Source organism: Nitrincola sp. A-D6 (assembly GCF_000764495.1).
Lineage (GTDB): Bacteria > Pseudomonadota > Gammaproteobacteria > Pseudomonadales > Balneatricaceae > Nitrincola.
This window is the reverse complement of sequence record NZ_JRLB01000110.1, coordinates 1-24,417: the sequence shown is the minus strand read 5'-3', so window position 1 is coordinate 24,417 and position 24,417 is coordinate 1. Positions and strand designations below refer to the sequence as shown.

Sequence of the window (24,417 nt, the reverse complement as noted above, 5' to 3'; positions counted from 1 at the left end):
GGTTTAAGTATGAGCATTCTTAAGGTGTTACGACAGATAGTACAGGATGTCAGTACGGCACCTGATTTGAATGCCGTGCTGCAAATCACTGTGGGGCGTGTACAGAAAGCCATGAAAACCGAGGTCTGTTCGGTGTTCTTGTTCAATCAGGAGAGTGGGCGCTATGTATTGCGTGCAACCAAGGGGTTAAATGCCGCCGCGGTTGATGAGGTCAGTCTGGCAAAGGATGAAGGCATCGTTGGTTTGGTTGCCAAGCGTGCTGAACCTATTAATCTTGAAGATGCCTCAAGCCATCCAGCCTTCCACTATCTGGATGTAACGGGTGAAGAGCTTTTTCACGCCTTCCTGGGTGTACCCATTATGCATCAGCGCAAAGTATTGGGGGTGCTGGTGGTACAGCAGCAGGAACGGCGTCGTTTTGATGAAAGTGAAGAAGCCTTTTTGGTAACGCTATCGGCACAGCTGGCTGGTATTATTGCGCATGCACACGCTACCGGTGCTATTCAGATGGCCGGTGAAAAAGGCGTAGCCAAGCAGTTGCGCAACGATTTGCGCTACGATGGTGTGGCTGCCGCTGGTGGGGTGGTAATCGGTGAGATAGTGGTGGCTTCATTGCCCTCTGATCTGGATAGCGTGCCGGATAAGCAATCTGATGATGTGGCGCTGGAACTGGAACAGTTGGAGCAAGCACTGATTGCCGTTCGCAAAGAGATAGGTCTGGTGGCTGAAAATCTGGCTGGACGACTCAGCAAGGATGAACGAGCACTCTTCGATGTTTATCTGCGTATGTTGGATGATAACGGCCTGCCAATGGAAATGCGTGCCAAAATTCAACAGGGGAGCTGGGCACAGGGCGCCTTGCGTGAAGTCATTCTGGAGCATGTCCGCGCGTTTTCGGCGATGGATGATCCCTACCTGAGTGAGCGTGCTACGGATATTAAAGACCTGGGTAAGCGGATTTTACAGCACCTGCAGGAAGACAATAATGGTCGTAATCTGGAATACCCTGAGAATGCCGTACTCCTGGCGGATGAGCTGACACCGGCGATGCTGGGCCTGGTACCGGAGGGTAAGCTTTCCGGACTGATCTCTATCACAGGTTCAGGTAACTCACATGCGGCGATTCTGGCTCGATCGATGGGGATACCGACCGTCATGGGTGTGGTGGATCTGCCCTACCGGCGTCTTAATGGCGCGGCGGTAATTGTTGACGGCTATAGTGGTCGAATTTATATCAACCCATCTATTGAACTGGTACAAGCATTCAGCCGCATCGTGGTAGATGAAAAAGTGGTGGAAGATGAGCTGCGAGTGCTGCGGGATTTACCAGCAATTACCAAAGATGGCTATCGTTTACCCCTGTGGGTAAATACAGGTCTTGCAGCTGATGTGCCGCGATCACTGGAACAGGGGGCGGAAGGGATCGGTTTGTACCGCACTGAAATTCCTTTCATGATTCGTGATTCGTTTCCCAGTGAGCAGGAGCAGCTGGAAAGTTATCGTACCCAGTTACAGGCGTTTGCACCTATGCCGGTAACCATGCGCACACTCGATATAGGCGGGGATAAAGCACTGCCATATTTTCCGATTAAAGAAGAAAATCCTTCGCTCGGCTGGCGCGGAATTCGCGTCACTCTGGATCATCCGGAAATATTTATGGTGCAGGTTCGGGCAATGCTAAGGGCATCAGAAGGGTTGAATAATCTGCGCATTATGTTGCCTATGGTGACCAGTGTGAGTGAAGTGGATGAAGCGCTACGGCAGATTGATCGGGCATGTGAAGAGCTGCGCGAAGAAGGTTATCATATCAACAAACCACCGGTTGGTGTGATGATTGAAGTGCCTGCTGCGGTGTATCAGACGCGTCGTTTTGCACGCTTAGTCGATTTTATTTCGGTGGGCTCTAACGATCTGACACAATATTTGTTAGCGGTCGATCGTAACAACCCCCGGGTTGCTGGACTTTATGCGTCTTATCACCCGGCTGTACTGAAAGCCCTGGATTTTATTGTGCATGAAGCGCACAAAGAACGTAAACATGTGTCCATTTGTGGTGAAATAGCGGCTGATCCAGGGGGTGCATTGTTACTCATGGCCATGGGTTATGATGTGCTGTCAGTGAATGCCAACAATCTGCCAAAAATTAAGTTTGCTATTCGTAGTGTCAGCTTTGCGCGTGCCCGCCAGTTGCTGTTGTCTGTGCGCTCGTTGCATGATGCTGAAGAGATACATCAAGAGTTGCGCCAATCACTGAAAGCTTTTGGCCTGACGCGTCTGACACGGCCGCTTATGCCGGATCAGAAAACCCCTTCCTGCTAAGGATAAATAAATGTTAATGACCTTGATCCTGTATTTGGTGCTGGGGGCTTTTGCCGGTCTGGCCGCTGGCTTATTTGGTATTGGTGGAGGCTTGTTGATTGTGCCAGTGCTGGTGTTCAGCTTTGAACTTCAGGGCGAGTCGGTTGCCGTACTAACGCACATGGCGGTAGCTACGTCACTGGCCACAATTTGTATTACCTCGGTTAGCTCAGTGCGGGCACATCAGAAACGCGGTGCTGTTGCTTGGCCGCTGTTCAAGCCACTTGCCTAGGTATCCTTGTCGGGGCGGTGTTCGGTGTGAATACCGCCGTAATGCTACCGGGTTACCTGTTACAAATAACCCTGGGTGTGTTTGTTATCCTGGTAGCTGTGCAGATGGCCTTTAACCTTCAACCACCCCAAGGGCCAGCAGCACCTCAGAATAAGGAGTTGGTTTTGACCGGTGGTGTTATTGGTTGGGCTTCTTCCATCTTCGGTATAGGTGGTGGTACGTTAACCGTTCCTTATCTTAGCTGGCGGGGTCAGGAAATGCGTGTCGCAGTAGCGACTTCCGCCGCTTGCGGTCTGCCTATTGCGTTAATGGGTTCTATGACCAATGTGTGGGTGGGTTGGGATCATCCTGAACTCCCGGCCTGGAGTTTAGGTTATGTTTACCTGCCGGCCTTTGCAGGGATTGTTATCAGTAGTACGCCCTTTGCCAGGCTTGGCGCACGCTTGGCACATACCCTGCCGCAGACTGTGTTGAAAAAATGTTTTGCCGTATTCCTGCTGCTGGTAGGTCTGCGATTTCTTTTAAGTAATTTATAGCGGTTATTCTATGTGGATGCATTCGATTGACCCGGTAGCGTTGCAATTGGGTCCGGTTCAGATTCATTGGTACGGTCTGATGTACGTCATAGGTTTTGCGGCGGCCTGGTGGTTAGGTAACCGGCGTGCCGCCAAGCCTGATTCAGGTTGGACTGAGCAACAGGTGTCGGATTTTATTTTTTGGGGTGCAATGGGTGTGGTTTTGGGAGGGCGAGCCGGGTATGTGCTCTTCTATAATTTCGATTTTTTCCTCACCAATCCACTCTGGTTGTTTGCCATCTGGGAAGGCGGGATGTCATTTCATGGGGGATTGATCGGCGTCATTATCACTCTGATTATTTTTTCACGCCGCTATCAGAAAAATCTGTTTGATATGGGAGATTTTGTGGCCCCCCTGATACCAATTGGTCTGGGGGCCGGGCGTTTGGGTAATTTCATTGGTGGAGAGCTCTGGGGGAGAGCCACCGATCAGAGCTGGGGTGTTATCTTTCCCGCGGCAGGAGATGGTTTGGCCCGCCATCCGTCACAGCTTTATCAGATGCTGTTGGAAGGGGTAGTATTATTCTCTCTGCTTTGGTGGTTTTCATCCAGGCCGCGACCCCGTATGGCTGTTTCCGGTTTGTTTCTGCTGCTTTATGCGAGCTTCCGCATGCTGGTGGAATTTGTACGTGAGCCTGATACGCAACTTGGTTTTGTTGCCTTCGATTGGTTGACTATGGGGCAGGTATTATCTTTACCCATGTGGTTGGCTGGTGCATTTATGCTGCTCTATGCCTATCGGGGTATTAAGCGCTAAAATGGACATATTTGATCAATATAGAGTAAAAAGGTGATCGGCTGATGCAGCAATACCTCGATCTTATGCAGGATATTGTCGATAACGGTGTGGATAAGGGTGATAGAACCGGAACCGGAACGCGGTCGGTATTTGGACGACAGATGCGTTTCGATCTGCAACAGGGTTTTCCGCTTTTGACAACAAAGAAAGTGCATCTGAAGTCGATTATATATGAACTACTGTGGTTTCTTTCCGGTAATACGAATAACAACTGGCTGGCAGAGCGTGGTGTCAGCATCTGGAATGAGTGGGCGCTGGAAGATGGTGACTTAGGACCCGTGTACGGAAAACAGTGGCGTTCCTGGGCTTGTCCGGATGGCCGTAGTGTCGATCAGATCAGCAGCCTGGTAGAGATGATCCGTACTAAACCGGACTCGCGTCGTTTGATTGTCAGTGGCTGGAACCCGGCGGATCTGCCGGATGAGTCGTTAAGCCCTCAGGAAAATGTACGACGGGGAAAGGCCGCTTTACCTCCGTGTCATACGTTGTTTCAGTTTTATGTTGCCAAAGGACGTTTGAGCTGTCAGCTCTATCAGCGTAGTGCTGATTATTTTTTGGGTGTGCCGTTTAATATTGCCTCCTATGCCTTGCTGACGATGATGCTGGCACAGCAGTGTGATCTGGAGCCGGGAGAATTCGTGCTGACATTTGGTGATGTGCACCTTTACTCTAACCACCTGAATGATCCAGCGATTGTAGCTGAGCAGCTTTCTCGGACACCTGGGCCGTTGCCTGAAATGCGCATTCTACGGCGCCCAGCTTCACTGTTTGATTACCGCTATGAAGATTTCCAGCTGGAAGGGTATCAGCCTCAGGCCGGCATACGGGCACCCATAGCGATTTAAGGAGAATTATGCTGTTATCCATCATCGTGGCTCAATCGCAAAATCGGGTGATTGGCGTCAACAATAAACTACCCTGGTATTTGCCTGAAGATCTAAAATATTTCAAACAAATTACCCAGGGAAAGCCGATTATCATGGGGCGCAAAACCTATGAATCTATCGGACGTCCCTTACCTGGGCGTACCAATATAGTCATCACGCGTGATAGCAGTTACCAGTTGCCGGGTATTAAAGTTGTGCATACGCTGGATCAGGCGCTGGAGCTGGCTGAGCAGCAGGCTCTGGTGGATGGCTCCGAAGAGGTGTTGGTGATCGGTGGTTCAGAAATTTATGCGCTGGCTCTACCACAGGCCGATCGTCTGTATGTAACCCAAGTACATGCCAGTATAGCGGGTGATGCGTTCTTTCCTGTACTGGAAGCAGATCAGTGGCAGGAAATGCTGCGTCAGGACTTTAGTGCGGATGGGCCTAACCCTTATGATTATAGCTTTATCGTTTATCAACGTGCCGATAACGCAGAGGCTGTGCAGTGACCCGATATACACTACTGACCTTGCTGTCTGACGGAGCGTTTCATTCCGGGCGTGAGTTGGGCGAAGCTTTACAAATTAGCCGTACCGCGGTATGGAAGCAGATTAAAGCGCTGGAAGCTCTCGGGCTTGAAGTGTTCAGTATACGCGGACGCGGTTACCGTATTCCCGGTGGCGTTGATTTAATCGATTTAGACAGGTTAAAAAGCCTGTTGGAATCCACCTCATCCATTTTTTTGGAGGAGGTGGATCTGCGTTTGTCTACTGGCTCAACTAATGAGTTGGCTCTGGAGGGGTTGCGGCATGGCGTGCATCGTGGGCTTTATGTGGCCGAGCAGCAGACGGCTGGCCGAGGGCGTCGTGGGCGTCAATGGGTTAGTCCGTTTGCATCAGGTTTGTATTTCTCGCTGGCATGGCGTTTTCGCTGTGGCGTGACAGCGCTTGAAGGTCTGAGTCTTACTGTGGGACTGGCGTTGAAACGGGTGCTGGATAAGGCGGGTTATGCAGACATAGGAGTGAAGTGGCCTAATGACTTGCTGGTCAATGGTAAAAAGCTGGCCGGTGTATTGATTGAAGTCACGGGTGACACAGCTGTTGAGTCTCAGTTAGTGATTGGTATAGGTATGAATACAGCGTTAAGAGAGGCTGAAACGGGTTGTATCGATCAGCACTGGCCGATCTGTGCCAGCAAGGTCGGTCACATGACCGCACTGAGTTGCTGGTAGCATTGTTAGCTGAGTTGATTCCGGTATTGCAGCAGTTTGAGCAAGAAGGCTTTAGGGCGTTTAGGGATGAATGGCTCACAGCCGATGTATTTCGCAATCAGCAGGTGCGGGTGCAAACCGGTGCAGAGGCATATATAAACGGTATTGCTGCGGGTGTGACTGAAACCGGGGCGCTGTTGCTGCAGACAGAGCAGGAATTGCGCACGCTGCACGGTGGTGAGGTTAGTCTGAGACGCGTATGAGGCAACTGGAGATAGACGCTGGCAATACCTTTTTAAAGTGGCGTTTGCGCAGCCAGGGAGGGGTATCCGAAGTGCGGCGGCTAGCCACTGCCGAAGTGCGTGAGGGTCGAGTGGAGGTGCCCCATGACTGGCGTTTGGCAAGGCAGGCGATGGTAGCTTCTGTTGCTGGTGGGGTTGTGAATGATTGGCTCAAAGCCGTATTGACCGATTTGAGCATCCCGGTTGATTTTGTCCAGGTTTCTGCGCAGTTGTGTGGACTGACAAATGCCTATGAAAATCCGCAGCAGATGGGCGTTGATCGCTGGGTAGCCATGCTGGCGGCCTGGCAGCAAGTGCGCCAAGGTGTTTGTATTGTGGATGCCGGTAGTGCAATTACTGTTGATTTTGTGAATGCCAAAGGGGTGCATTTGGGTGGTTATATAGTCCCGGGTCAGCGGTTGTTGCATAGCAGCTTGCTGGGGGCTACACAGGGAGTTCGTTGGGCAGAGCTACCGGATAGTTGTTCCGTCCGGCCCGGCGACTCAACAGCGGCCTGTGTGCGAAATGGTGGTAACTATCTGTTGTCGGCTCTGCTGCAACGAGTGCAGGCTGACTGTGAGGAGTATGCTATTGGGCATATCTTTCTGACAGGTGGTGATGCCGCTGAGTTGCACTGTCATACCCATGTCGGGCAGTTGCAAAAAACGCTGGTGTTGGATGGGTTGCAGTGGCTGAGGAGGGAGTGATGTGGCGCTGGGTTATGGTGATGCTGTTTCTGGCTAATGCACTGGTGTTTTTTTGGTATGCCCAGCAGTACTCTGGAGCAGAACATCCAGTGGTATCACCTTTGCCCAGTCAGAATCGTCTGCCGTTAGCCGAAAACTTGCCTGAAGCGCTGCAGGAGTTGCAGGGGCAGTGAGAAAATGTAAAAAATGTAAAAAATTAAAAAACAGGGCTTGCATCGGTCATTAGCTATCAGTAAGATACGCACCACTTCGACGGTTACGCCGGTATAGCTCAGTTGGTAGAGCAACTGACTTGTAATCAGTAGGTCCGGGGTTCGACTCCTCGTGCCGGCACCAGTTGAGATCGCGAAGTGTGTGGTGGGGTTCCCGAGTGGCCAAAGGGATCAGACTGTAAATCTGACGCGCGAGCTTCGGTGGTTCGAATCCACCTCCCACCACCATCTCAATCAGCTGACTTCGGCGGGTATGGTATAGTGGCTATTACCTCAGCCTTCCAAGCTGAAGAGGCGGGTTCGATTCCCGCTACCCGCTCCAGTATTCGCTCATGTAGCTCAGGGGTAGAGCACACCCTTGGTAAGGGTGAGGTCGGCGGTTCAATTCCGCCCATGAGCTCCATGTATTTATGAAGGGTAGATATAGCGATATGTCTGCCCTTTGTTGTATTTAACGACCTGTGGTCAACCTGAAAGATTGGGAACTCAATATGGCTAAGAAAGCTTTTGAACGTAACAAGCCGCACGTCAACGTAGGAACCATTGGCCACGTTGACCACGGTAAAACAACCCTGACAGCGGCGCTGACACGCGTATGTGCTGAAGTATGGGGCGGTGCAGCCGTTGCCTTTGATGGTATTGACAATGCACCGGAAGAGCGTGAGCGTGGTATTACTATCTCTACGTCCCACGTAGAGTATGAATCACCGTCTCGCCACTATGCGCACGTTGACTGCCCAGGACACGCTGATTATGTTAAAAACATGATCACCGGTGCGGCACAGATGGACGGTGCGATTCTGGTTTGTTCAGCAGCTGACGGCCCTATGCCGCAGACGCGTGAGCACATCCTGCTGTCACGTCAGGTTGGTGTACCTTACATCGTTGTGTTCCTGAACAAAGCGGACATGGTTGATGATGAAGAGCTGATGGAACTGGTTGAGATGGAAGTTCGCGAACTTCTGGATCAGTACGACTTCCCAGGCGACGATACACCTATCATCATCGGTTCTGCGCTGATGGCGCTGGAAGGTAAAGATGACAACGAAATGGTACTACTGCTGTCAAGAAGCTGGTTGAGGCGCTGGATGATTACATTCCACAGCCTGAGCGTGCGATTGACAAGCCGTTCCTGATGCCTATTGAAGACGTTTTCTCTATTTCCGGTCGTGGTACTGTAGTAACTGGTCGTATTGAGCGTGGTATTGTTAAAGCGGGTGAAGAGATCGAGATCGTGGGTGTACGCCCAACGACCAAGACCACTTGTACCGGTGTTGAAATGTTCCGTAAGCTGCTGGACGAAGGTCGTGCAGGTGAGAACGTAGGTGCGCTGTTGCGTGGCACCAAGCGTGATGACGTTGAGCGTGGTCAGGTATTGGCCAAGCCAGGTTCAATCACACCACACACCAAGTTCGAAGGCGAAGTGTACGTGCTGAGCAAAGAAGAGGGTGGTCGTCATACGCCATTCTTTAAAGGCTACCGTCCACAGTTCTACTTCCGTACCACAGACATCACTGGCGCATGTGAACTGCCAGAAGGTGTTGAGATGGTAATGCCGGGCGACAACGTGCAGATGACTGTTACGCTGATCAACCCGATTGCAATGGAAGAAGGCCTGCGCTTTGCGATCCGTGAAGGCGGTCGTACAGTGGGTGCGGGTGTTGTTGCGAAAATTCTTGACTAATTAGTAGAATTTTCCTTGCCAGCTGTTGGGGAGGTCACTATAATGTGCCTCCCTATTATGCAGTAGGCCAGTAGCTCAATTGGCAGAGCAGCGGTCTCCAAAACCGCAGGTTGGGGGTTCGATTCCCTCCTGCCTGCCACCTCCAGTCGGAAGTGGCGTCACATAGCGTAAGCTTACCTTTTTAAGCCGAGGCTTCTTAGCGTGAACACAAAAGTACAAGCTGAAGAATCTAAATATGACAGCCTTAAGTGGGTAGCTGTTGTAGCGATTGTAGTTGCAGGTGTGGTCGGGAACTCTATGTTCTCTGGCGAGTCTCTGTTGTATCGGGTGCTGGCGTTGCTGGTGCTTGCCGTTGCAGCCGGGTTTATTGCGTTACAGACCGCGAAAGGTCGTACCTGGTATAAGTTGTTTAAAGATGCCAAGGGTGAAATGCGGCGTGTAGTATGGCCGACGCGTCAGGAGACATTGCAAACTACGCTGATGGTGTTAGCTGCGGTGTTGGTGGTTGCGCTTATGCTCTGGGGCATGGATACATTCTTCGGCTGGATAGTTTCCAGCACGATTGGCTAGGGGTCACGCATGAGTACTGAAGAAAAAAAGCGTTGGTATGTTGTGCATGCCTATTCCGGCTACGAAAAGCGGGTCATGAGCGGTCTTAAAGAGCGCGTAGAATTGCATGGTATGCAAGATCTCTTCGGTGATGTGTTGGTGCCGACCGAAGAAGTGGTAGAGATTCGCGACGGTAAGAAGCGTAAATCCGAGCGTAAGTTTTATCCCGGCTATGTGCTGGTGAATATGGTTATGAATGATGAGACCTGGCATTTGGTGAAAAGTACGCCAAGGGTGCTGGGTTTTATTGGTGGTACGGCCGACAAGCCAGCGCCAATCACCGAACGCGAAGCAGACGAAATACTGCAGCGTGTTGAAAGTGGTGCCGATAAGCCACGTCCGAAAACAGTATTTGAGCCGGGCGAGATGGTGCGTGTCACCGAAGGGCCTTTTGCTGACTTTAACGGTGTGGTTGAAGAAGTTAATTACGAGAAAAACCGCCTGCAGGTGGCTGTGCTGATCTTTGGTCGCTCAACCCCGGTAGAGCTGGAGTTTCGTCAGGTTGAGAAAGCCTGAGTCTGTTTTTATGATGCCTGGTCTGTTATGACCGGGCAGTTTTGTGTAACGACGGGGAGCCGTAAGGCGCTTGTACCCAAAGGAGTAGCTTAATGGCTAAGAAAATTAATGCTTATATCAAGCTGCAGGTTAAAGCCGGTCAGGCTAACCCGAGTCCACCAGTCGGTCCGGCTCTGGGTCAGCATGGTGTTAATATCATGGAGTTCTGTAAAGCGTTTAACGCAGCAACTCAGGGTATTGAGCCAGGTCTGCCTACACCTGTAGTTATTACTGTATACAGTGATCGCAGCTTTACGTTCATCACCAAAACCCCACCAGCTTCAATCCTGCTGAAAAAAGCAGCGGGTCTGAAAAGCGGTTCTGCGCGTCCTAACACTGAGAAGGTTGCTACTGTGACTCGTGCTCAGGTTGAAGAGATCGCAACTGCTAAAATGCCGGATCTGACCGCTGCTGATATGGATGCTGCTGTACGTACTATCGCAGGCAGTGCGCGTTCAATGGGTATTATTGTAGAAGGTGAAGAGTAATGGCTAAGCTAACTAAGCGCCAGAAGGCGATCAGTGAGAAATTGGTAGCTGGCAAACTCTACCCGGTTCAGGATGCAGTTGCTGTGCTGGCTGAAGTTTCTACAGTTAAATTTGTTGAATCTATCGATGTGGCTGTAAACCTGGGTGTTGATCCGCGTAAATCGGATCAGGTTGTCCGTGGTTCTACTGTATTGCCACACGGTACTGGTAAAGATGTTCGTGTTGCTGTGTTTGCGCAGGGCGAAAATGCCGAAAAAGCTAAAGCTGCAGGTGCTGATATCGTCGGTTTTGACGATCTGGCTGAGCAGGTTAAAGCCGGTAATCTGGATTTTGATGTGGTTATCGCCACGCCTGACGCTATGCGCGTTGTCGGTCAGTTGGGTCAGATCCTCGGTCCACGTGGTCTGATGCCTAACCCGAAAGTTGGTACAGTAACACCAGACGTTGCTACGGCTGTTAAGAATGCCAAGGCCGGTCAGGTACGTTTCCGTACTGATAAAAACGGTATTATCCACTGTTCAGTGGGTAAAGTTGGCTTTGCGGCTGATGCCATCAAAGAAAATATTGAAGCGCTGGTAGCGGATCTGAAGAAGCTTAAGCCTTCTGCCTCTAAAGGCGTTTACGTAAAGAAAGTAACCCTGTCCACTACTATGGGCCCGGGTATAGCAGTTGATCAGTCTTCATTAGGCTGATTTAACTGTAACGTTTTTGAGGGTCTTCGTGACCTGTCAGACAGAATACGAAGACCGTCAAAGACCGCAGGTGAGGAATAACCCAGGTTGTTCCTCTTAATGGTCTAACCGGCCTGCGCAGACGGTGAAGATTCAAACGAATCAGTACCACCGTACTCACCGCCTGAATCAACAGGTTCAGGTGTTTGGTTTGGTAAATGGTCGAAAGACTCAATCCAGGAGTAAATCGTGGCATTAGGACTCGAAGACAAAAAAGCGATCGTCGCTGAAGTCCAGGAAGCTGCTAAATCAGCTGTGTCTGCTGTTGTTGCTGACTCTCGCGGTGTATCTGTAACAGATATGACTGCGTTGCGTAAGCTGGCCCGTGAAAACGGTGTCTGGTTGCGTGTGGTTCGTAACACACTGGCACGTCGTGCCCTTGAAGGAACCGACTACGTGTGTCTGCAAGACACTTTTGTAGGGCCTTCTATCATTGCATTTTCTACAGAGCATCCGGGTGCGGGTGCACGTATTCTGAAAGAATTTGCCAAGGGTAACGAGAAGTTTGAGCTGAAAGCTGCAGCCTTTGAGGGTGAGAAAGTTGACATCTCCCTGCTGGCAAGCCTGCCAACTTACGACGAAGCAATTGCCAAGTTGATGAGCGTCCTCAAGGAAGCTTCTGCTGGCAAGCTGGTACGTACACTGGCAGCCGTTCGCGATCAGAAAGAGCAGGCAGCCTGATTGCCTAACGGCAAGCTGTCTGATTAAGCGTTTAATGGGCTAAGCCCGAAAGTAATTCAGGAATCTATATAATGTCTCTGACTCAAGAAGATATCATCAACGCAGTAGCTGAAATGTCTGTAAAGGACGTCGTTACTCTGATTGAAGCTATGGAAGAAAAATTCGGTGTATCTGCTGCGGCTGCAGTAGCTGCGGGTCCTGCGGCTGCTGAAGTAGCTGAAGAACAGACTGAATTCAACGTCATCCTGGCTGAAACTGGTGATAAGAAAGTTAACGTAATCAAAGCTGTTCGTGGCGCTACAGGCCTGGGTCTGAAAGAAGCTAAAGAACTGGTTGACGGAGCGCCTGCTACGATCAAGGAAGGCGTTTCTAAAGACGAAGCTGAAGAACTCAAGAAAGCACTGGAAGAAGCCGGCGCTAAAGTTGAGCTCAAGTAATCGCTTTAATGCGCTGCAGGCAGCGTAAACTGCTTTGAAAGCGTATGGCTGGTGGCCGCGAGCCACCGGCCTTTTTCCGTTATTGAATGACAGCAAACAGATAACGGATCTACAGACTGGAAGATCCCCTTCTGGGCTGGCTTCTCAACTAGGTGCACATGCTGGGGAACACTGATGGCTTATTCATATACTGAAAAGAAACGTATTCGTAAGGATTTCAGCAAGCTGAACCAGGTAATGGACGTTCCATTCCTGCTTGCTACACAGCTGGATTCTTACCGCAAGTTTCTGCAGCAGGGAGCGGACGCGCAACAGCGCGACGAGACCGGACTCCAGGCAGCATTTAATTCTGTTTTTCCAATTGTTTCCTATTCCGGAAATGCGGCACTGGAATACGTTGGTTACCGCCTCGGTGAACCCGTTTTTGATGTCAAGGAGTGCATGCAGCGGGGTATCACTTATGCCGCGCCACTTCGTGTCAAAGTGCGTCTGGTAATCTATGACCGTGAATCGTCAAGTAAAGCGGTTAAAGATATCAAGGAACAGGAAGTCTACATGGGCGAAATGCCCTGATGACAGATAACGGTACCTTTGTTATTAATGGTACTGAGCGTGTAATCGTGTCACAGCTACACCGCTCACCGGGTGTGTTTTTTGATCACGATAAAGGCAAGACCCATTCATCGGGTAAATTGCTCTATTCTGCGCGAATTATTCCTTACCGTGGTTCATGGCTGGATTTCGAATTCGATCCAAAAGATGCGCTGTTTGTACGTATCGACCGTCGCCGTAAACTACCGGCCTCGGTGCTGTTGCGTTCACTGGGTTACAGTACTGAAGAAATTCTGGAAATCTTCTTCGAAAATACCGGCTGGAACTTTGAAGGTGAGCAGATCTGGATGGATCTGGTGCCTGAGCGCCTGCGCGGTGAAACCATGTCTTTTGAGATCAAAGATCCCGAAGGCAATGTGATTGTTGAAGCCGGTCGTCGTATTACGCCGCGTCACACGCGTCAGATGACCCAGGCAGGTATGAAGCAGTTGCAGGTTCCAGCGGAATACCTGACAGGCAAAGTATTGGCAAAAGATATGGCCGACCCGTCGACAGGTGAAGTCATTGCAGTAGCCAATACCGAGATCACCGACGAGTTAATTACCCGTCTGCAGGTAGTTGGTATAGAGCGTTTTGAAACGCTTTACACTAATGATCTGGATTGTGGTCCTTATATTTCCGATACGCTGCGTGTTGATACCACTCGCAATCAGATTGAAGCCCTGGTCGAAATCTACCGTATGATGCGTCCTGGTGAACCACCTACCAAAGAGTCTGCAGAAGGTTTGTTCGAGAATCTGTTTTTCTCTGAAGACCGTTATGACCTGTCAGCCGTTGGTAGGATGAAGTTCAACCGTCGTCTGGGTCGTGATGCTGAAACCGGTAGTTCGATCCTGGAAAAAGCCGATATTCTGGATGTCATGAAAACCCTGATCGGTATTCGTAACGGTAAGGGTATTGTCGATGATATCGACCACCTGGGTAACCGTCGTATCCGCTCTGTCGGTGAAATGGCTGAAAACCAGTTCCGTGTTGGTCTGGTGCGTGTTGAGCGTGCGGTACGCGAGCGTTTGAGCATGGCCGAAGCTGATAACCTGATGCCTCAGGATCTGATCAATGCCAAACCGGTTGCGGCGGCTGTTAAGGAATTCTTTGGTTCCAGCCAGTTGTCCCAGTTTATGGATCAGAACAACCCGCTGTCCGAGATTACTCACAAGCGTCGTGTATCCGCGTTAGGCCCAGGTGGTCTGACCCGTGAGCGCGCTGGTTTTGAAGTCCGTGACGTGCATCCAACGCATTATGGTCGTGTCTGTCCGATCGAGACCCCTGAAGGTCCGAACATCGGTCTGATCAACTCCCTGGCTGTTTATGCCCGTACTAATGATTATGGCTTCCTGGAAACGCCTTACCGTCGTGTATTGGATGGGAAGGTGTCTGATGACATAGATTACTTGTCGGCAATTGAAGAAAACAACTTTGTTATCGCGCAGGCATCCGCCAAGCTGGATGACAAAAACTGCCTGGCAGAAGATCTGGTTGAAGTACGTCATGCCAACGAATTTACCGTTATGCCGCGTGACAAGGTCCAGTATATGGACGTGTCGGCGCGTCAGATCGTATCCGTGGCCGCCGCACTGATTCCATTCCTTGAGCACGATGACGCCAACCGTGCGTTAATGGGCTCGAACATGCAGCGTCAGGCCGTACCCACATTGCGTGCCGAGAAGCCGCTGGTCGGTACAGGTATTGAACGTAGCGTAGCGCAGGACTCAGGTGTCTGTGTGGTTGCAACCCGTGGTGGTGTGATTGAGTCTGTTGATGCCAGCCGTATCGTGGTACGCGCCAACGACGATGAAACCGCCGTCGGTGATGCCGGTGTCGACATCTATACGCTGACTAAATACGTGCGTTCTAACCAGAACACCTGTATTAACCAGCGCGCCATAGTGCGCCCGGGCGAAAGTGTAACCCGTGGCGATATTCTCGCCGATGGTCCTTCGGTGGACATGGGTGAGCTGGCCCTGGGGCAGAATATGCGCATCGCCTTCATGCCCTGGAATGGTTACAACTTTGAGGATTCCATCCTCATCTCCGAGCGTGTCGTTGAAGAAGATCGTTTTACCACTATCCATATTCAGGAACTGACCTGTGTGGCTCGTGACACCAAGCTGGGATCCGAAGAAATCACAGCGGATATTCCTAATGTTGGTGAAGCCGCGCTAAGCAAGCTGGACGAAACCGGTATTGTACATATCGGTGCTGAAGTAGGCCCAGGCGATATTCTGGTTGGCAAGGTTACTCCTAAGGGCGAAACCCAACTGACACCGGAAGAAAAACTGCTACGTGCGATTTTCGGTGAGAAAGCCTCTGATGTAAAAGATACCTCCTTGCGTGTGAAGGGCGGCACTATCGGTAAGGTTATCGATGTGCAGGTGTTTACCCGCGATGGTGTGGAAAAAGATGCCCGTGCAGTTTCCATCGAGAAGACTGAGCTGGATAACATCCGTAAGGACCTTAACGATGAGTTCCGCATAGTTGAAGATGCGACTTTCGAGCGTCTGACTAAAGCGCTGGTCGGTCTGAAAGCCGAAGGTGGTGCCGGACTGAAGAAGAGCGAAACGATCACAGAAGAATTCCTTAGCAGCTTAAAGCATTCTGAGTGGTTCAAGATTCGTCTTGCAGATTCTGAAGTACAGGAGATGCTGGAACAGGCACAAAAGCAGCTTGAAGAGCGTCGCGAAAATCTGGATAAGCGTTTCGAAGACAAAAAAGGCAAGTTGCAAACTGGCGATGATCTGGCGCCCGGTGTGCTCAAAATCGTCAAGGTTTATGTCGCTACCAAGCGCCGTATCCAGCCAGGTGACAAAATGGCAGGGCGTCATGGTAACAAGGGTGTTATCTCGGTCATCATGCCGGTTGAAGATATGCCATATGACGAAAACGGTGAGCCGATCGATATCGTGCTCAACCCGCTGGGTGTACCGTCACGTATGAACGTCGGTCAGATCCTGGAAACTCATATGGGTGCGGCAGCCAAAGGCTTGGGTCGTAAGATTAATGCCATGCTGGATATTGAACGTGCCAAGGCTGAAAAGGTCAAAGACGTTCGTGACTTCCTGGGTCAGGTGTATAACGCCGAACACGCGGGCTTGCCGCTGGGTCGTCGTGAAGATCTGGAAAGCTTCAGTGATGCCGAAATTATGGAATTGGCCAATAACCTGCGTAAGGGCGTGCCTTTGGCCTCGCCAGTATTCGACGGTGCCAAGGAAAGTGAAATCAAAGCCTTGCTGCGTCTGGCCGACATGAATGATACGGGTCAGGTGACGCTGTATGACGGCCGCACCGGTGATAAATTCGACCGTCAGGTAACCGTTGGTTACATGTACATGCTCAAACTCAACCACTTGGTTGATGATAAGATGCACGCACGTTCTACCGGTTCTTACAGTCTTGTTACACAGCAGCCGCTGGGTGGTAAGGCGCAGTTCGGTGGACAGCGATTCGGTGAGATGGAGGTCTGGGCATTGGAGGCGTATGGCGCCGCTTATACACTTCAGGAAATGCTCACGGTTAAGTCAGATGACGTCAATGGTCGTACCAAAATGTATAAAAACATTGTGGATGGCAACCATCGTATGGAACCTGGCATGCCAGAATCGTTTAACGTATTGATCAAGGAAATTCGTTCTCTCGGTATCGATATCGAACTTGAAAGCGATTGAGACCTAAACTGATCACATCAGGTGGCGCCCCTCGCGGGCGCTTCCCCAGAGAACTCCGTGAGGAGCTATAGACAATGAAAGATTTGCTGAATCTGCTCAAGAATCAGGGTAAAACTGAAGAGTTTGACTCGATCCGTATCACCCTGGCATCACCGGATATGATCCGTTCCTGGTCTTACGGTGAAGTTAAGAAGCCGGAAACCATTAACTATCGTACCTTTAAGCCGGAACGTGATGGCTTGTTTTGTGCCAAAATCTTTGGCCCAATCAAGGATTACGAGTGCTTGTGCGGTAAATACAAGCGCATGAAGCACCGCGGTGTTATCTGCGAGAAGTGTGGCGTTGAAGTGACCATGACCAAAGTGCGCCGTGACCGTATGGCGCATATTGAGCTGGCTTCACCGGTTGCTCACATCTGGTTCCTGAAATCCTTACCGTCCCGTATCGGTTTGATGATGGACATGACGCTGCGTGATATTGAGCGCGTGCTTTATTTTGAATCCTTTGTGGTGATCGATCCGGGTATGACTACCCTGGAGCGTGGTCAACTGCTGAATGATGAGCAGTACTTTGAAGCCCTGGAAGAGTTCGGCGACGAATTCGATGCGCGCATGGGTGCTGAAGCGGTTCAGGAGCTGCTGGGCTCGATTGACCTCGAAAGCGAGTGTCATCGTATGCGTGAAGAAATTCCGCAGACCAACTCCGAGACCAAGCTGAAGAAGCTGTCCAAGCGCCTGAAGCTGATGGAAGCCTTCCTCAAATCCGGTAACAAGCCGGAGTGGATGATTCTGAATGTACTGCCGGTTCTGCCACCCGATCTGCGCCCGTTAGTGCCGCTGGATGGGGGGCGTTTCGCTACGTCTGATCTGAATGATCTGTACCGTCGCGTGATTAACCGTAATAACCGTCTTAAGCGTCTGCTGGACCTGAATGCACCCGATATTATCGTGCGCAACGAGAAGCGTATGCTGCAGGAATCGGTTGATGCCCTGCTGGATAACGGTCGTCGTGGTCGTGCCATTACGGGTTCCAACAAGCGTCCGCTGAAATCCCTGGCCGATATGATCAAGGGTAAGCAGGGTCGTTTCCGTCAGAACCTGCTGGGTAAACGTGTCGACTATTCAGGTCGTTCGGTCATCGTGGTAGGTCCGTCGCTGCGTCTGCATCAGTGTGGCTTGCCGAAAAAAATGGCACTGGAGCTGTTCAAGCCGTTCATTTTCTCTAAGCTGGAATTGCGTGGTCATGCGACTACCATCAAAGCCGCCAAGAAAATGGTTGAGCGTGAAGAAGCGCTGGTCTGGGATATTCTCGACGAAGTTATCCGTGAGCATCCGGTACTGCTTAACCGTGCACCAACACTTCACCGTCTCGGTATCCAGGCATTTGAGCCGGTACTGATTGAAGGTAAGGCGATTCAGCTGCATCCTCTGGTGTGTGCGGCCTACAACGCCGACTTTGACGGTGACCAGATGGCTGTTCACGTGCCACTGACCATCGAAGCTCAGCTTGAAGCCCGTGCCTTGATGATGTCCACCAACAACATTCTGTCACCCGCTAACGGTGAGCCGATCATCGTACCATCGCAGGACGTGGTATTGGGTCTGTATTACATGACCCGTGAGCGTGTTGCCGCCGCCGGTGAAGGTATGCTGTTCAGTGACATTAAAGAAGTGACCCGTGCACATGGTGCTGGCAAGGTACATCTGCAGGCGCGAGTGAAAGTACGTATTCGCGAAATGATTCGTGATATTCATGGCAATGTTGAAGAGATTACAGCGGTTCGCGATACCACTGTAGGTCGTGCATTGTTGTTTGACATCGTTCCAGATGGCCTGCCATTTGCGCTGGTTGATCAGGCAATGAAAAAGAAAGCCATCTCCACGCTGCTAAACGAAGCTTATCGTCGCTGTGGCTTGAAAGAAACGGTTATCTTTGCCGATCAGTTGATGTACATGGGCTTCCGTCAGGCGACGCTGTCTGGTGCATCAATCGGTGTGAATGACTTCGTTATTCCGGATGAAAAGCCGCGCATTATTGCTGAAGCTGAGGCTGAAGTGACCGAAATTGAACGTCAGTTCGCTGAAGGTCTGGTCACGCACGGTGAAAAATACAACAAGGTAGTGGATATCTGGTCGCGTGCCAACGAAGTACTGGCGAAGCGCATGATGGACAACCTGAAAGTTGATCTGGTAACCGACGTTAATGGTAATCAGGTTGAGCAGGAATCGTTTAACTCCGTGTATATCATGGCTGACTCAGGTGCTCGTGGTAGCGCGGCACAGATACGTCAGCTGGCCGGTATGCGTGGTTTGATGGCCAAGCCGGATGGCTCGATCATCGAAACGCCGATCATTGCCAACTTCCGTGAAGGTCTGAACGTACTGCAGTACTTTATCTCTACACACGGTGCGCGTAAGGGTCTTGCCGATACGGCGCTGAAAACAGCTAACTCCGGTTACCTAACCCGCCGTTTGGTTGACGTCGCCCAGGATCTGGTTATCACTGAAGTGGATTGTGGTACCGAGAACGGTGTTCTGGTGCTGCCGATCATTGAAGGCGGCGATATTATCGTCAGTCTGGGTGAGCAGTTGCTGGGTCGTGTTGTTGCGGTAGATGTATTGAGTCCGGTCACGGGTGATGTATTAATCGAGAAGGGTACTCTAATCGATGAGGCCTGGGTTGACCGTCTGCACACAGATGAAGAGCTCAGCAAGATTGATGAAGTGCTGGTGCGCTCAGCCATCACCTGTGATGCCAACCAGGGTGTTTGTGCCAGCTGTTACGGGCGTGACCTCGCACGTGGCCACCTGGTTAACCAGGGTGAGGCTGTAGGTGTTATCGCGGCTCAGTCAATCGGTGAGCCAGGTACACAGCTGACCATGCGTACGTTCCATATCGGTGGTGCCGCATCACGAGCAGCCGCCGTTGACAGTATCCAGGTTAAAAATGGCGGTATCGTACGCCTGCATAACCTTAAATACGTTGAGCGTACTGATGGTAATCTGGTAGCTACATCGCGTTCAGGTGAACTGGGTATCACGGATGAGCATGGGCGTGAGCGCGAGCGTTACAAGCTGCCTTACGGTGCCATGATTAAAGTCCGTGAAGGCTCTACGGTTGAAGCCGGTGCTATAGTCGCCAACTGGGATCCGCATACGCATCCAATCGTATCTGAGATTCAGGGTAAGATCGTATTTGCCGGTCTGGAAGATGGTATCACCGTCAAGCGTCAGACGGATGACCTGACGGGTCTGTCTACTATTGAAATTCTCGAAGGCAAGGATCGTCCTCAGGCGGGTAAAGATATTCGTCCGCTGATCAAGCTGGTTGATTTTGACGGTAAAGATATCTGCTACCCGGGTACAGAGATGCCAGCGCAGTATCTGCTGCCGCCAAAAGCGATTGTAAACCTGAATGATGGCTCTGAAGTACAGATCGGTGACGTTCTGGCGCGTATTCCGCAGGAAGGTACGGTTAACAAAGACATCACCGGTGGTTTGCCACGCGTGGCCGACCTGTTTGAAGCACGTAAGCCGAAAGAGTATGCCATTCTGGCAGAAATTTCAGGTGTAGTGACTTTTGGCAAGGAAACCAAGGGTAAACGCCGTATTGTGATTTCACCAACTGATGGCAGTGATCCGGTTGAGATCATGATCCAGAAGTGGCGTAACCTGAACATCTTCGAAGGTGAGTCGGTTGAGAAGGGTGAGGTCATTTCCGATGGTCCATCTAACCCGCATGATATTTTACGTATCCTCGGCGTTAATGAGTTGGCCAAGTACATCGTTGCTGAAATTCAGGATGTATATCGTCTCCAGGGCGTGGGCATCAACGACAAGCATATTGAAGTGATTGTGCGTCAGATGGTGCGTAAGGTTGAGATTATTGATTCCGGTGACTCTGACTTTATTCAGGGTGATCAGGTTGAATACATCGCCGTGCGTAATGAAAATGCGCGTCTGGTCGAAGAAGGTAAATTCCCGGCCAGGTTCGAACGTGTATTGCTGGGTATTACCAAAGCATCGCTGGCAACAGAGTCGTTTATCTCAGCAGCCTCTTTCCAGGAAACTACGCGTGTATTGACCGAAGGCGCCGTGAATGGCAAGAGCGATTACCTGCGTGGTCTGAAAGAAAACGTTGTAGTGGGTCGACTGATACCAGCGGGTACGGGTCTGGCCTACCACAGTGAGCGCAAGCGCAAGCGTCGTGTTGGCTCTGAAAGTGGTACAGTGAGTGCGGAAGAAGTCCAGCAGGCACTGACCAAAGCACTGAATGCGTCAATGTCTGGTTCTGATTAAAAAACAGACAGTAATTGACGATAGGGGCGGGAATTAGGTAAACTTCCCGCCCTCTTGTTGACTGAGTAGGAATGCTCAGTCTTTTTATATGTTAAAACCAAAGGTGGAGAGTTTGCTGAATGGCAACAATTAACCAGTTGGTACGTAAGCCGCGTAAGCGCAAAGTACAGCCAAGTGACGTTCGCGCACTGGAAGCTTGTCCTCAGCGTCGTGGTGTATGTACCCGTGTTTATACAACCACACCGAAGAAGCCTAACTCGGCATTGCGTAAGGTCTGTCGTGTACGTCTGACCAACGGCTATGAAGTGTCTTCTTATATCGGTGGTGAAGGCCATAACCTGCAGGAACACTCCGTTGTTCTGATTCGTGGTGGTCGTGTAAAAGACTTGCCGGGTGTGCGTTATCACACAGTACGTGGCGCGCTTGACTGTTCCGGTGTTAATGACCGTAAACAGGCTCGTTCCAAGTACGGTACCAAACGTCCTAAGTCGTAATAAGTCGTTGAACGGCAAAGTTGTCACAGTCACGCTTTTGTAAAAACGCATGCTGTTGCGCTAAACCGAACTGACGATAAGAGTAAGGGCAGGTGTCAAAGACATCCTGGCTAAACCTGAAGACCTTTTAATTGATTGAGGCTTATCATGCCTAGAAGACGCATAGCTGCAAAGCGCGAAATACTGCCGGATCCCAAGTTCGGTAACATCACACTGGCAAAATTCATCAACCATCTGATGGTCAGTGGCAAGAAATCTGTTGCAGAAAGCATAGTTTATGGCGCAATGGATAAAGTACAAGAGCGTACTAAACAGGATCCGCTGGAACTGTTTGATAAAGCACTTGAAACGGTTCAGCCCGTTGTGGAAGTAAAATCCCGTCGTGTCGGTGGTGCCACCTATCAGGTACCTGTTGAGGTTCGTCCTTCACGTCGTATGGCCTTGGCTATGCGTTGGTTGGTCGACTCTGCGCGTAAGCGTGGTGAAAAATCCATGGCCTTGCGTCTGGCTGGAGAGCTGGTTGACGCTTCTGAAGGGCGCGGCGCAGCCGTTAAGAAACGTGAAGACGTGCATCGTATGGCTGAAGCTAACAAAGCTTTTGCTCACTACCGCTTCTAAACTTCAGAGGATAACGTCGTGGCTCGTAAAACACCGCTATCCAGATACCGTAACATTGGTATCTGTGCGCACGTAGATGCTGGTAAAACCACCACTACGGAGCGTGTATTATTTTATACAGGTTTGTCTCATAAGCTGGGTGAGGTGCATGATGGCGCCGCTACCACAGACTGGATGGAACAAGAGCAGGAGCGTGGTATTACTATCACCTCTGCCGCTATCACCACTTTCTGGAGTGGTATGGGCAAACAGTTCGAAGAACACCGTATCAACGTCATCGATACCCCTGGGCACGTTGACTTCACCATCGAAGTAGAGCGTTCTTTGCGCGTTCTTGATGGTGCAGTTGTGGTGCTGTGTGCCTCTTCAGGCGTTCAGCCGCAGACTGAAACAGTCTGGCGTCAGGCTAACAAGTACGAAGTGCCTCGCATGGTTTTCGTCAATAAGATGGACCGTGCTGGAGCAGATTTCTTCCGTGTTGAAGAGCAGCTGAAAAAGCGTCTCAATGTAAATACGGTTGTTCTCAACTTCCCAATCGGTGCTGAAGATGATTTCAAAGGCGTCGTTGATCTGATTGAAATGAAGTCAATCATCTGGAATGAAGCTGATCAGGGTATGACTTTCACCCTGGAAGCAATTCCTGCTGATCTGCAGGCTAAGGCGGAAGCGTTGCGTGAGCAACTGATCGAAGCCGCAGCAGAAAGCAATGATGAGCTGATGGAAAAATATCTCGGTGGTGAAGAACTTACCATTGAAGAAATCAAGGCAGGCTTGCGTGCCCGTACCCTGGCGAATGATATCGTGCTGATGCTGGCCGGTTCCGCATTCAAGAACAAGGGTGTACAGGCTGTTCTGGATGCCGTTATTGAATTCCTGCCATCGCCGACAGAAGTTAAGGCGATCGAGGGTGAGCTGGACGATAAAGACGGTACAGTGGCAACGCGTGAAGCAGATGACAGTGCGCCTTTTGCAGCGCTGGCATTTAAAATTGCTACCGACCCATTCGTGGGTACGCTGACCTTTATCCGTGTCTATTCGGGCGTTCTGAAATCCGGTGACAGTGTGTATAACTCTGTCAAAGAGAAAAAAGAACGTGTGGGTCGTATGGTGCAGATGCACGCTAACTCACGTGAAGAGATCAAAGAGATTCTTGCTGGCGACATCGCGGCGGTTATCGGTCTGAAGGATGTGACTACAGGTGATACCCTGTGTAGCCTGGATGACAAAATCGTTCTGGAGCGCATGGAGTTCCCGGATCCGGTTATCTCGGTTGCTGTTGAGCCCAAGTCCAAAGCTGATCAGGAAAAAATGGGTATTGCGCTGAGCAAGCTGGCTCAGGAAGATCCCTCTTTCCGCGTCGCTACCGATGAAGAGAGCGGTCAGACAATCATCTCTGGTATGGGTGAGTTGCACCTGGATATCATCGTTGATCGTATGCGTCGTGAATTCAAGGTGGAAGCCAATATCGGTAAGCCACAGGTTGCTTACCGTGAGAAGATCCGTAAGTCTGTTGTTGCAAACCATAAGTTTGCGCGCCAGTCTGGTGGTCGTGGTCAGTATGGCCATGTTATTGTCGAGTTCAGCCCGAGTGAAGAAGAAGGACTGGAATTCATTAACGAAGTCGTAGGTGGTGCTATTCCTAAGGAATACATCCCGGCGGTGCAGAAGGGTATCGAAGAGCAGATGAAGAACGGTGTTATCGCCGGCTATCCGCTGATCGGCCTGAAAGCACGCCTGTATGACGGTTCGTTCCATGAGGTTGACTCCAACGAAATGGCGTTTAAAATCGCTGCATCCCAGGCGCTGAAAAAGTATGCCCAGGAAGCAAGCCCGTGTTTGCTTGAGCCGATGATGAAGGTTGAAGTAGTAACTCCTGAGGAGTACATGGGTGACGTGATGGGTGACCTTAACCGTCGCCGTGGTCTGGTGCAGGGTATGGAAGATACCGTGTCCGGCAAAGTCATCAATGCTCAGGTACCGCTGGGCGAGATGTTTGGTTATGCAACTGATCTTCGTTCTGCTTCACAGGGTCGGGCAACCTACTCTATGGAATTTGATTCCTACAGTGAAGCGCCGCAGAACATAGCCGATGCTGTTTCTAAACAGAATTGATTTAGCAATTACTTGATTAAGAGGATTTAGCCGTGGCTAAGAAAGCTTTTGAACGTAACAAGCCGCACGTCAACGTAGGAACCATTGGCCACGTTGACCACGGTAAAACAACCCTGACAGCGGCGCTGACACGCGTATGTGCTGAAGTATGGGGCGGTGCAGCCGTTGCCTTTGATGGTATTGACAATGCACC

General features: G+C 50.7%; 19 protein-coding genes, 5 tRNA genes and 3 pseudogenes. All 27 read left to right on the top strand.

All coding sequences use genetic code 11. The annotated features are described in order from the left end of the window. Positions 1-9: 9 nt before the first annotated feature. Positions 10-2,319 carry a phosphoenolpyruvate--protein phosphotransferase gene (ptsP, locus tag LH51_RS17390; protein WP_235263808.1) on the top strand — a complete coding sequence of 770 codons (2,310 nt, stop codon included), beginning with the start codon at positions 10-12 and terminating at the stop codon, positions 2,317-2,319. 10 nt (positions 2,320-2,329) lie between these two features. Beyond that, positions 2,330-3,126 (top strand): annotated as a pseudogene (locus tag LH51_RS24960) (sulfite exporter TauE/SafE family protein). A gap of 10 nt (positions 3,127-3,136) precedes the next feature. Further along, on the top strand, positions 3,137-3,922 hold the full coding sequence (lgt, locus tag LH51_RS17380; protein ID WP_036524701.1) for a prolipoprotein diacylglyceryl transferase: 786 nt from the start codon (positions 3,137-3,139) through the stop codon (positions 3,920-3,922). A gap of 44 nt (positions 3,923-3,966) precedes the next feature. Beyond that, positions 3,967-4,809 carry a thymidylate synthase gene (locus tag LH51_RS17375; protein WP_036524699.1) on the top strand — a complete coding sequence of 281 codons (843 nt, stop codon included), beginning with the start codon at positions 3,967-3,969 and terminating at the stop codon, positions 4,807-4,809. 8 nt (positions 4,810-4,817) lie between these two features. Further along, complete coding sequence (locus LH51_RS17370; RefSeq protein ID WP_200882060.1) at positions 4,818-5,342, top strand: dihydrofolate reductase; 525 nt, start codon at positions 4,818-4,820, stop codon at positions 5,340-5,342. Further along, entirely contained in the window at positions 5,339-6,064 is a 726-nt protein-coding gene (locus tag LH51_RS17365; RefSeq protein WP_235263807.1) for a biotin--[acetyl-CoA-carboxylase] ligase, read from the top strand. The genes LH51_RS17370 and LH51_RS17365 overlap by 4 nt, the downstream gene beginning before the upstream one ends. Next, positions 6,055-6,306 carry a hypothetical protein gene (locus LH51_RS23135; RefSeq protein WP_235263806.1) on the top strand — a complete coding sequence of 84 codons (252 nt, stop codon included), beginning with the start codon at positions 6,055-6,057 and terminating at the stop codon, positions 6,304-6,306. The genes LH51_RS17365 and LH51_RS23135 overlap by 10 nt, the downstream gene beginning before the upstream one ends. Further along, on the top strand, positions 6,303-7,031 hold the full coding sequence (locus LH51_RS17360) for a type III pantothenate kinase (protein WP_036524696.1): 729 nt from the start codon (positions 6,303-6,305) through the stop codon (positions 7,029-7,031). Before LH51_RS23135 ends, LH51_RS17360 begins: the two co-directional genes overlap by 4 nt. Next, on the top strand, positions 7,031-7,204 hold the full coding sequence (locus tag LH51_RS20930; protein WP_160173756.1) for a hypothetical protein: 174 nt from the start codon (positions 7,031-7,033) through the stop codon (positions 7,202-7,204). Before LH51_RS17360 ends, LH51_RS20930 begins: the two co-directional genes overlap by 1 nt. An 87-nt stretch (positions 7,205-7,291) precedes the next feature. Continuing rightward, positions 7,292-7,367, top strand: a tRNA-Thr gene (locus LH51_RS17355). A gap of 20 nt (positions 7,368-7,387) precedes the next feature. Further along, positions 7,388-7,471: transfer RNA gene (locus tag LH51_RS17350), tRNA-Tyr, on the top strand. Positions 7,472-7,490: 19 nt separating this feature from the next. Next, positions 7,491-7,565: transfer RNA gene (locus LH51_RS17345), tRNA-Gly, on the top strand. A gap of 6 nt (positions 7,566-7,571) precedes the next feature. Then, a tRNA-Thr gene (locus tag LH51_RS17340) sits at positions 7,572-7,646 on the top strand. An 88-nt stretch (positions 7,647-7,734) separates the two neighbouring features. Beyond that, positions 7,735-8,927: pseudogene (tuf, locus tag LH51_RS17335) on the top strand (elongation factor Tu). A 64-nt stretch (positions 8,928-8,991) separates the two neighbouring features. Beyond that, a tRNA-Trp gene (locus tag LH51_RS17330) sits at positions 8,992-9,066 on the top strand. 62 nt (positions 9,067-9,128) lie between these two features. Next, the gene (secE, locus tag LH51_RS17325) at positions 9,129-9,497 is read left to right on the top strand and encodes a preprotein translocase subunit SecE (RefSeq protein ID WP_036524695.1); all 369 of its coding nucleotides are present in this window, start codon (positions 9,129-9,131) and stop codon (positions 9,495-9,497) included. A 9-nt stretch (positions 9,498-9,506) separates the two neighbouring features. Continuing rightward, entirely contained in the window at positions 9,507-10,052 is a 546-nt protein-coding gene (gene nusG / locus LH51_RS17320) for a transcription termination/antitermination protein NusG (RefSeq protein WP_036524692.1), read from the top strand. Positions 10,053-10,144: 92 nt separating this feature from the next. Next, on the top strand, positions 10,145-10,579 hold the full coding sequence (rplK, locus tag LH51_RS17315) for a 50S ribosomal protein L11 (protein ID WP_036524689.1): 435 nt from the start codon (positions 10,145-10,147) through the stop codon (positions 10,577-10,579). Further along, a complete protein-coding gene (gene rplA, locus LH51_RS17310; protein ID WP_036524686.1) occupies positions 10,579-11,271 on the top strand; it encodes a 50S ribosomal protein L1 in 693 nt (230 codons plus the stop codon). The genes rplK and rplA overlap by 1 nt, the downstream gene beginning before the upstream one ends. A 228-nt stretch (positions 11,272-11,499) precedes the next feature. Beyond that, the gene (gene rplJ, locus LH51_RS17305; RefSeq protein ID WP_036524683.1) at positions 11,500-11,991 is read left to right on the top strand and encodes a 50S ribosomal protein L10; all 492 of its coding nucleotides are present in this window, start codon (positions 11,500-11,502) and stop codon (positions 11,989-11,991) included. Between the two features lie 71 nt (positions 11,992-12,062). Then, positions 12,063-12,428 (top strand): 50S ribosomal protein L7/L12, encoded by a 366-nt coding sequence (rplL, locus tag LH51_RS17300; protein WP_036524681.1) that lies wholly within the window; start codon positions 12,063-12,065, stop codon positions 12,426-12,428. Positions 12,429-12,602: 174 nt separating this feature from the next. Then, positions 12,603-16,702, top strand: a pseudogene (rpoB, locus tag LH51_RS17295) (DNA-directed RNA polymerase subunit beta). A gap of 74 nt (positions 16,703-16,776) precedes the next feature. Then, positions 16,777-21,000, top strand: coding sequence for a DNA-directed RNA polymerase subunit beta' (gene rpoC / locus LH51_RS17290; protein ID WP_036524678.1), 4,224 nt, complete (start codon positions 16,777-16,779; stop codon positions 20,998-21,000). A gap of 119 nt (positions 21,001-21,119) precedes the next feature. After that, the gene (gene rpsL, locus LH51_RS17285) at positions 21,120-21,494 is read left to right on the top strand and encodes a 30S ribosomal protein S12 (RefSeq protein WP_036524675.1); all 375 of its coding nucleotides are present in this window, start codon (positions 21,120-21,122) and stop codon (positions 21,492-21,494) included. Between the two features lie 147 nt (positions 21,495-21,641). Then, positions 21,642-22,112 (top strand): 30S ribosomal protein S7, encoded by a 471-nt coding sequence (gene rpsG / locus LH51_RS17280; protein ID WP_036524672.1) that lies wholly within the window; start codon positions 21,642-21,644, stop codon positions 22,110-22,112. Positions 22,113-22,130: 18 nt separating this feature from the next. After that, positions 22,131-24,224 carry an elongation factor G gene (gene fusA, locus LH51_RS17275; protein WP_036524669.1) on the top strand — a complete coding sequence of 698 codons (2,094 nt, stop codon included), beginning with the start codon at positions 22,131-22,133 and terminating at the stop codon, positions 24,222-24,224. Positions 24,225-24,256: 32 nt separating this feature from the next. Beyond that, positions 24,257-24,417 (top strand): GTP-binding protein (locus LH51_RS20235; RefSeq protein ID WP_235263814.1); only part of this gene is annotated, 161 nt, incomplete at its 3' end.

Bases quoted from the DNA above. Each gene is read 5' to 3' on its own strand.
- rplL (WP_036524681.1), top strand. From the start codon at position 12,063: ATGTCTCTGACTCAAGAAGATATCATCAACGCAGTAGCTGAAATGTCT.
- LH51_RS17370 (WP_200882060.1), top strand. From the start codon at position 4,818: ATGCTGTTATCCATCATCGTGGCTCAATCGCAAAATCGGGTGATTGGC.
- ptsP (WP_235263808.1), top strand. From the start codon at position 10: ATGAGCATTCTTAAGGTGTTACGACAGATAGTACAGGATGTCAGTACG.
- lgt (WP_036524701.1), top strand. From the start codon at position 3,137: ATGTGGATGCATTCGATTGACCCGGTAGCGTTGCAATTGGGTCCGGTT.
- LH51_RS20930 (WP_160173756.1), top strand. From the start codon at position 7,031: ATGTGGCGCTGGGTTATGGTGATGCTGTTTCTGGCTAATGCACTGGTG.
- LH51_RS17360 (WP_036524696.1), top strand. From the start codon at position 6,303: ATGAGGCAACTGGAGATAGACGCTGGCAATACCTTTTTAAAGTGGCGT.
- LH51_RS17375 (WP_036524699.1), top strand. From the start codon at position 3,967: ATGCAGCAATACCTCGATCTTATGCAGGATATTGTCGATAACGGTGTG.
- nusG (WP_036524692.1), top strand. From the start codon at position 9,507: ATGAGTACTGAAGAAAAAAAGCGTTGGTATGTTGTGCATGCCTATTCC.
- rpsG (WP_036524672.1), top strand. From the start codon at position 21,642: ATGCCTAGAAGACGCATAGCTGCAAAGCGCGAAATACTGCCGGATCCC.
- rpoC (WP_036524678.1), top strand. From the start codon at position 16,777: ATGAAAGATTTGCTGAATCTGCTCAAGAATCAGGGTAAAACTGAAGAG.
- rpsL (WP_036524675.1), top strand. From the start codon at position 21,120: ATGGCAACAATTAACCAGTTGGTACGTAAGCCGCGTAAGCGCAAAGTA.
- rplK (WP_036524689.1), top strand. From the start codon at position 10,145: ATGGCTAAGAAAATTAATGCTTATATCAAGCTGCAGGTTAAAGCCGGT.
- rplA (WP_036524686.1), top strand. From the start codon at position 10,579: ATGGCTAAGCTAACTAAGCGCCAGAAGGCGATCAGTGAGAAATTGGTA.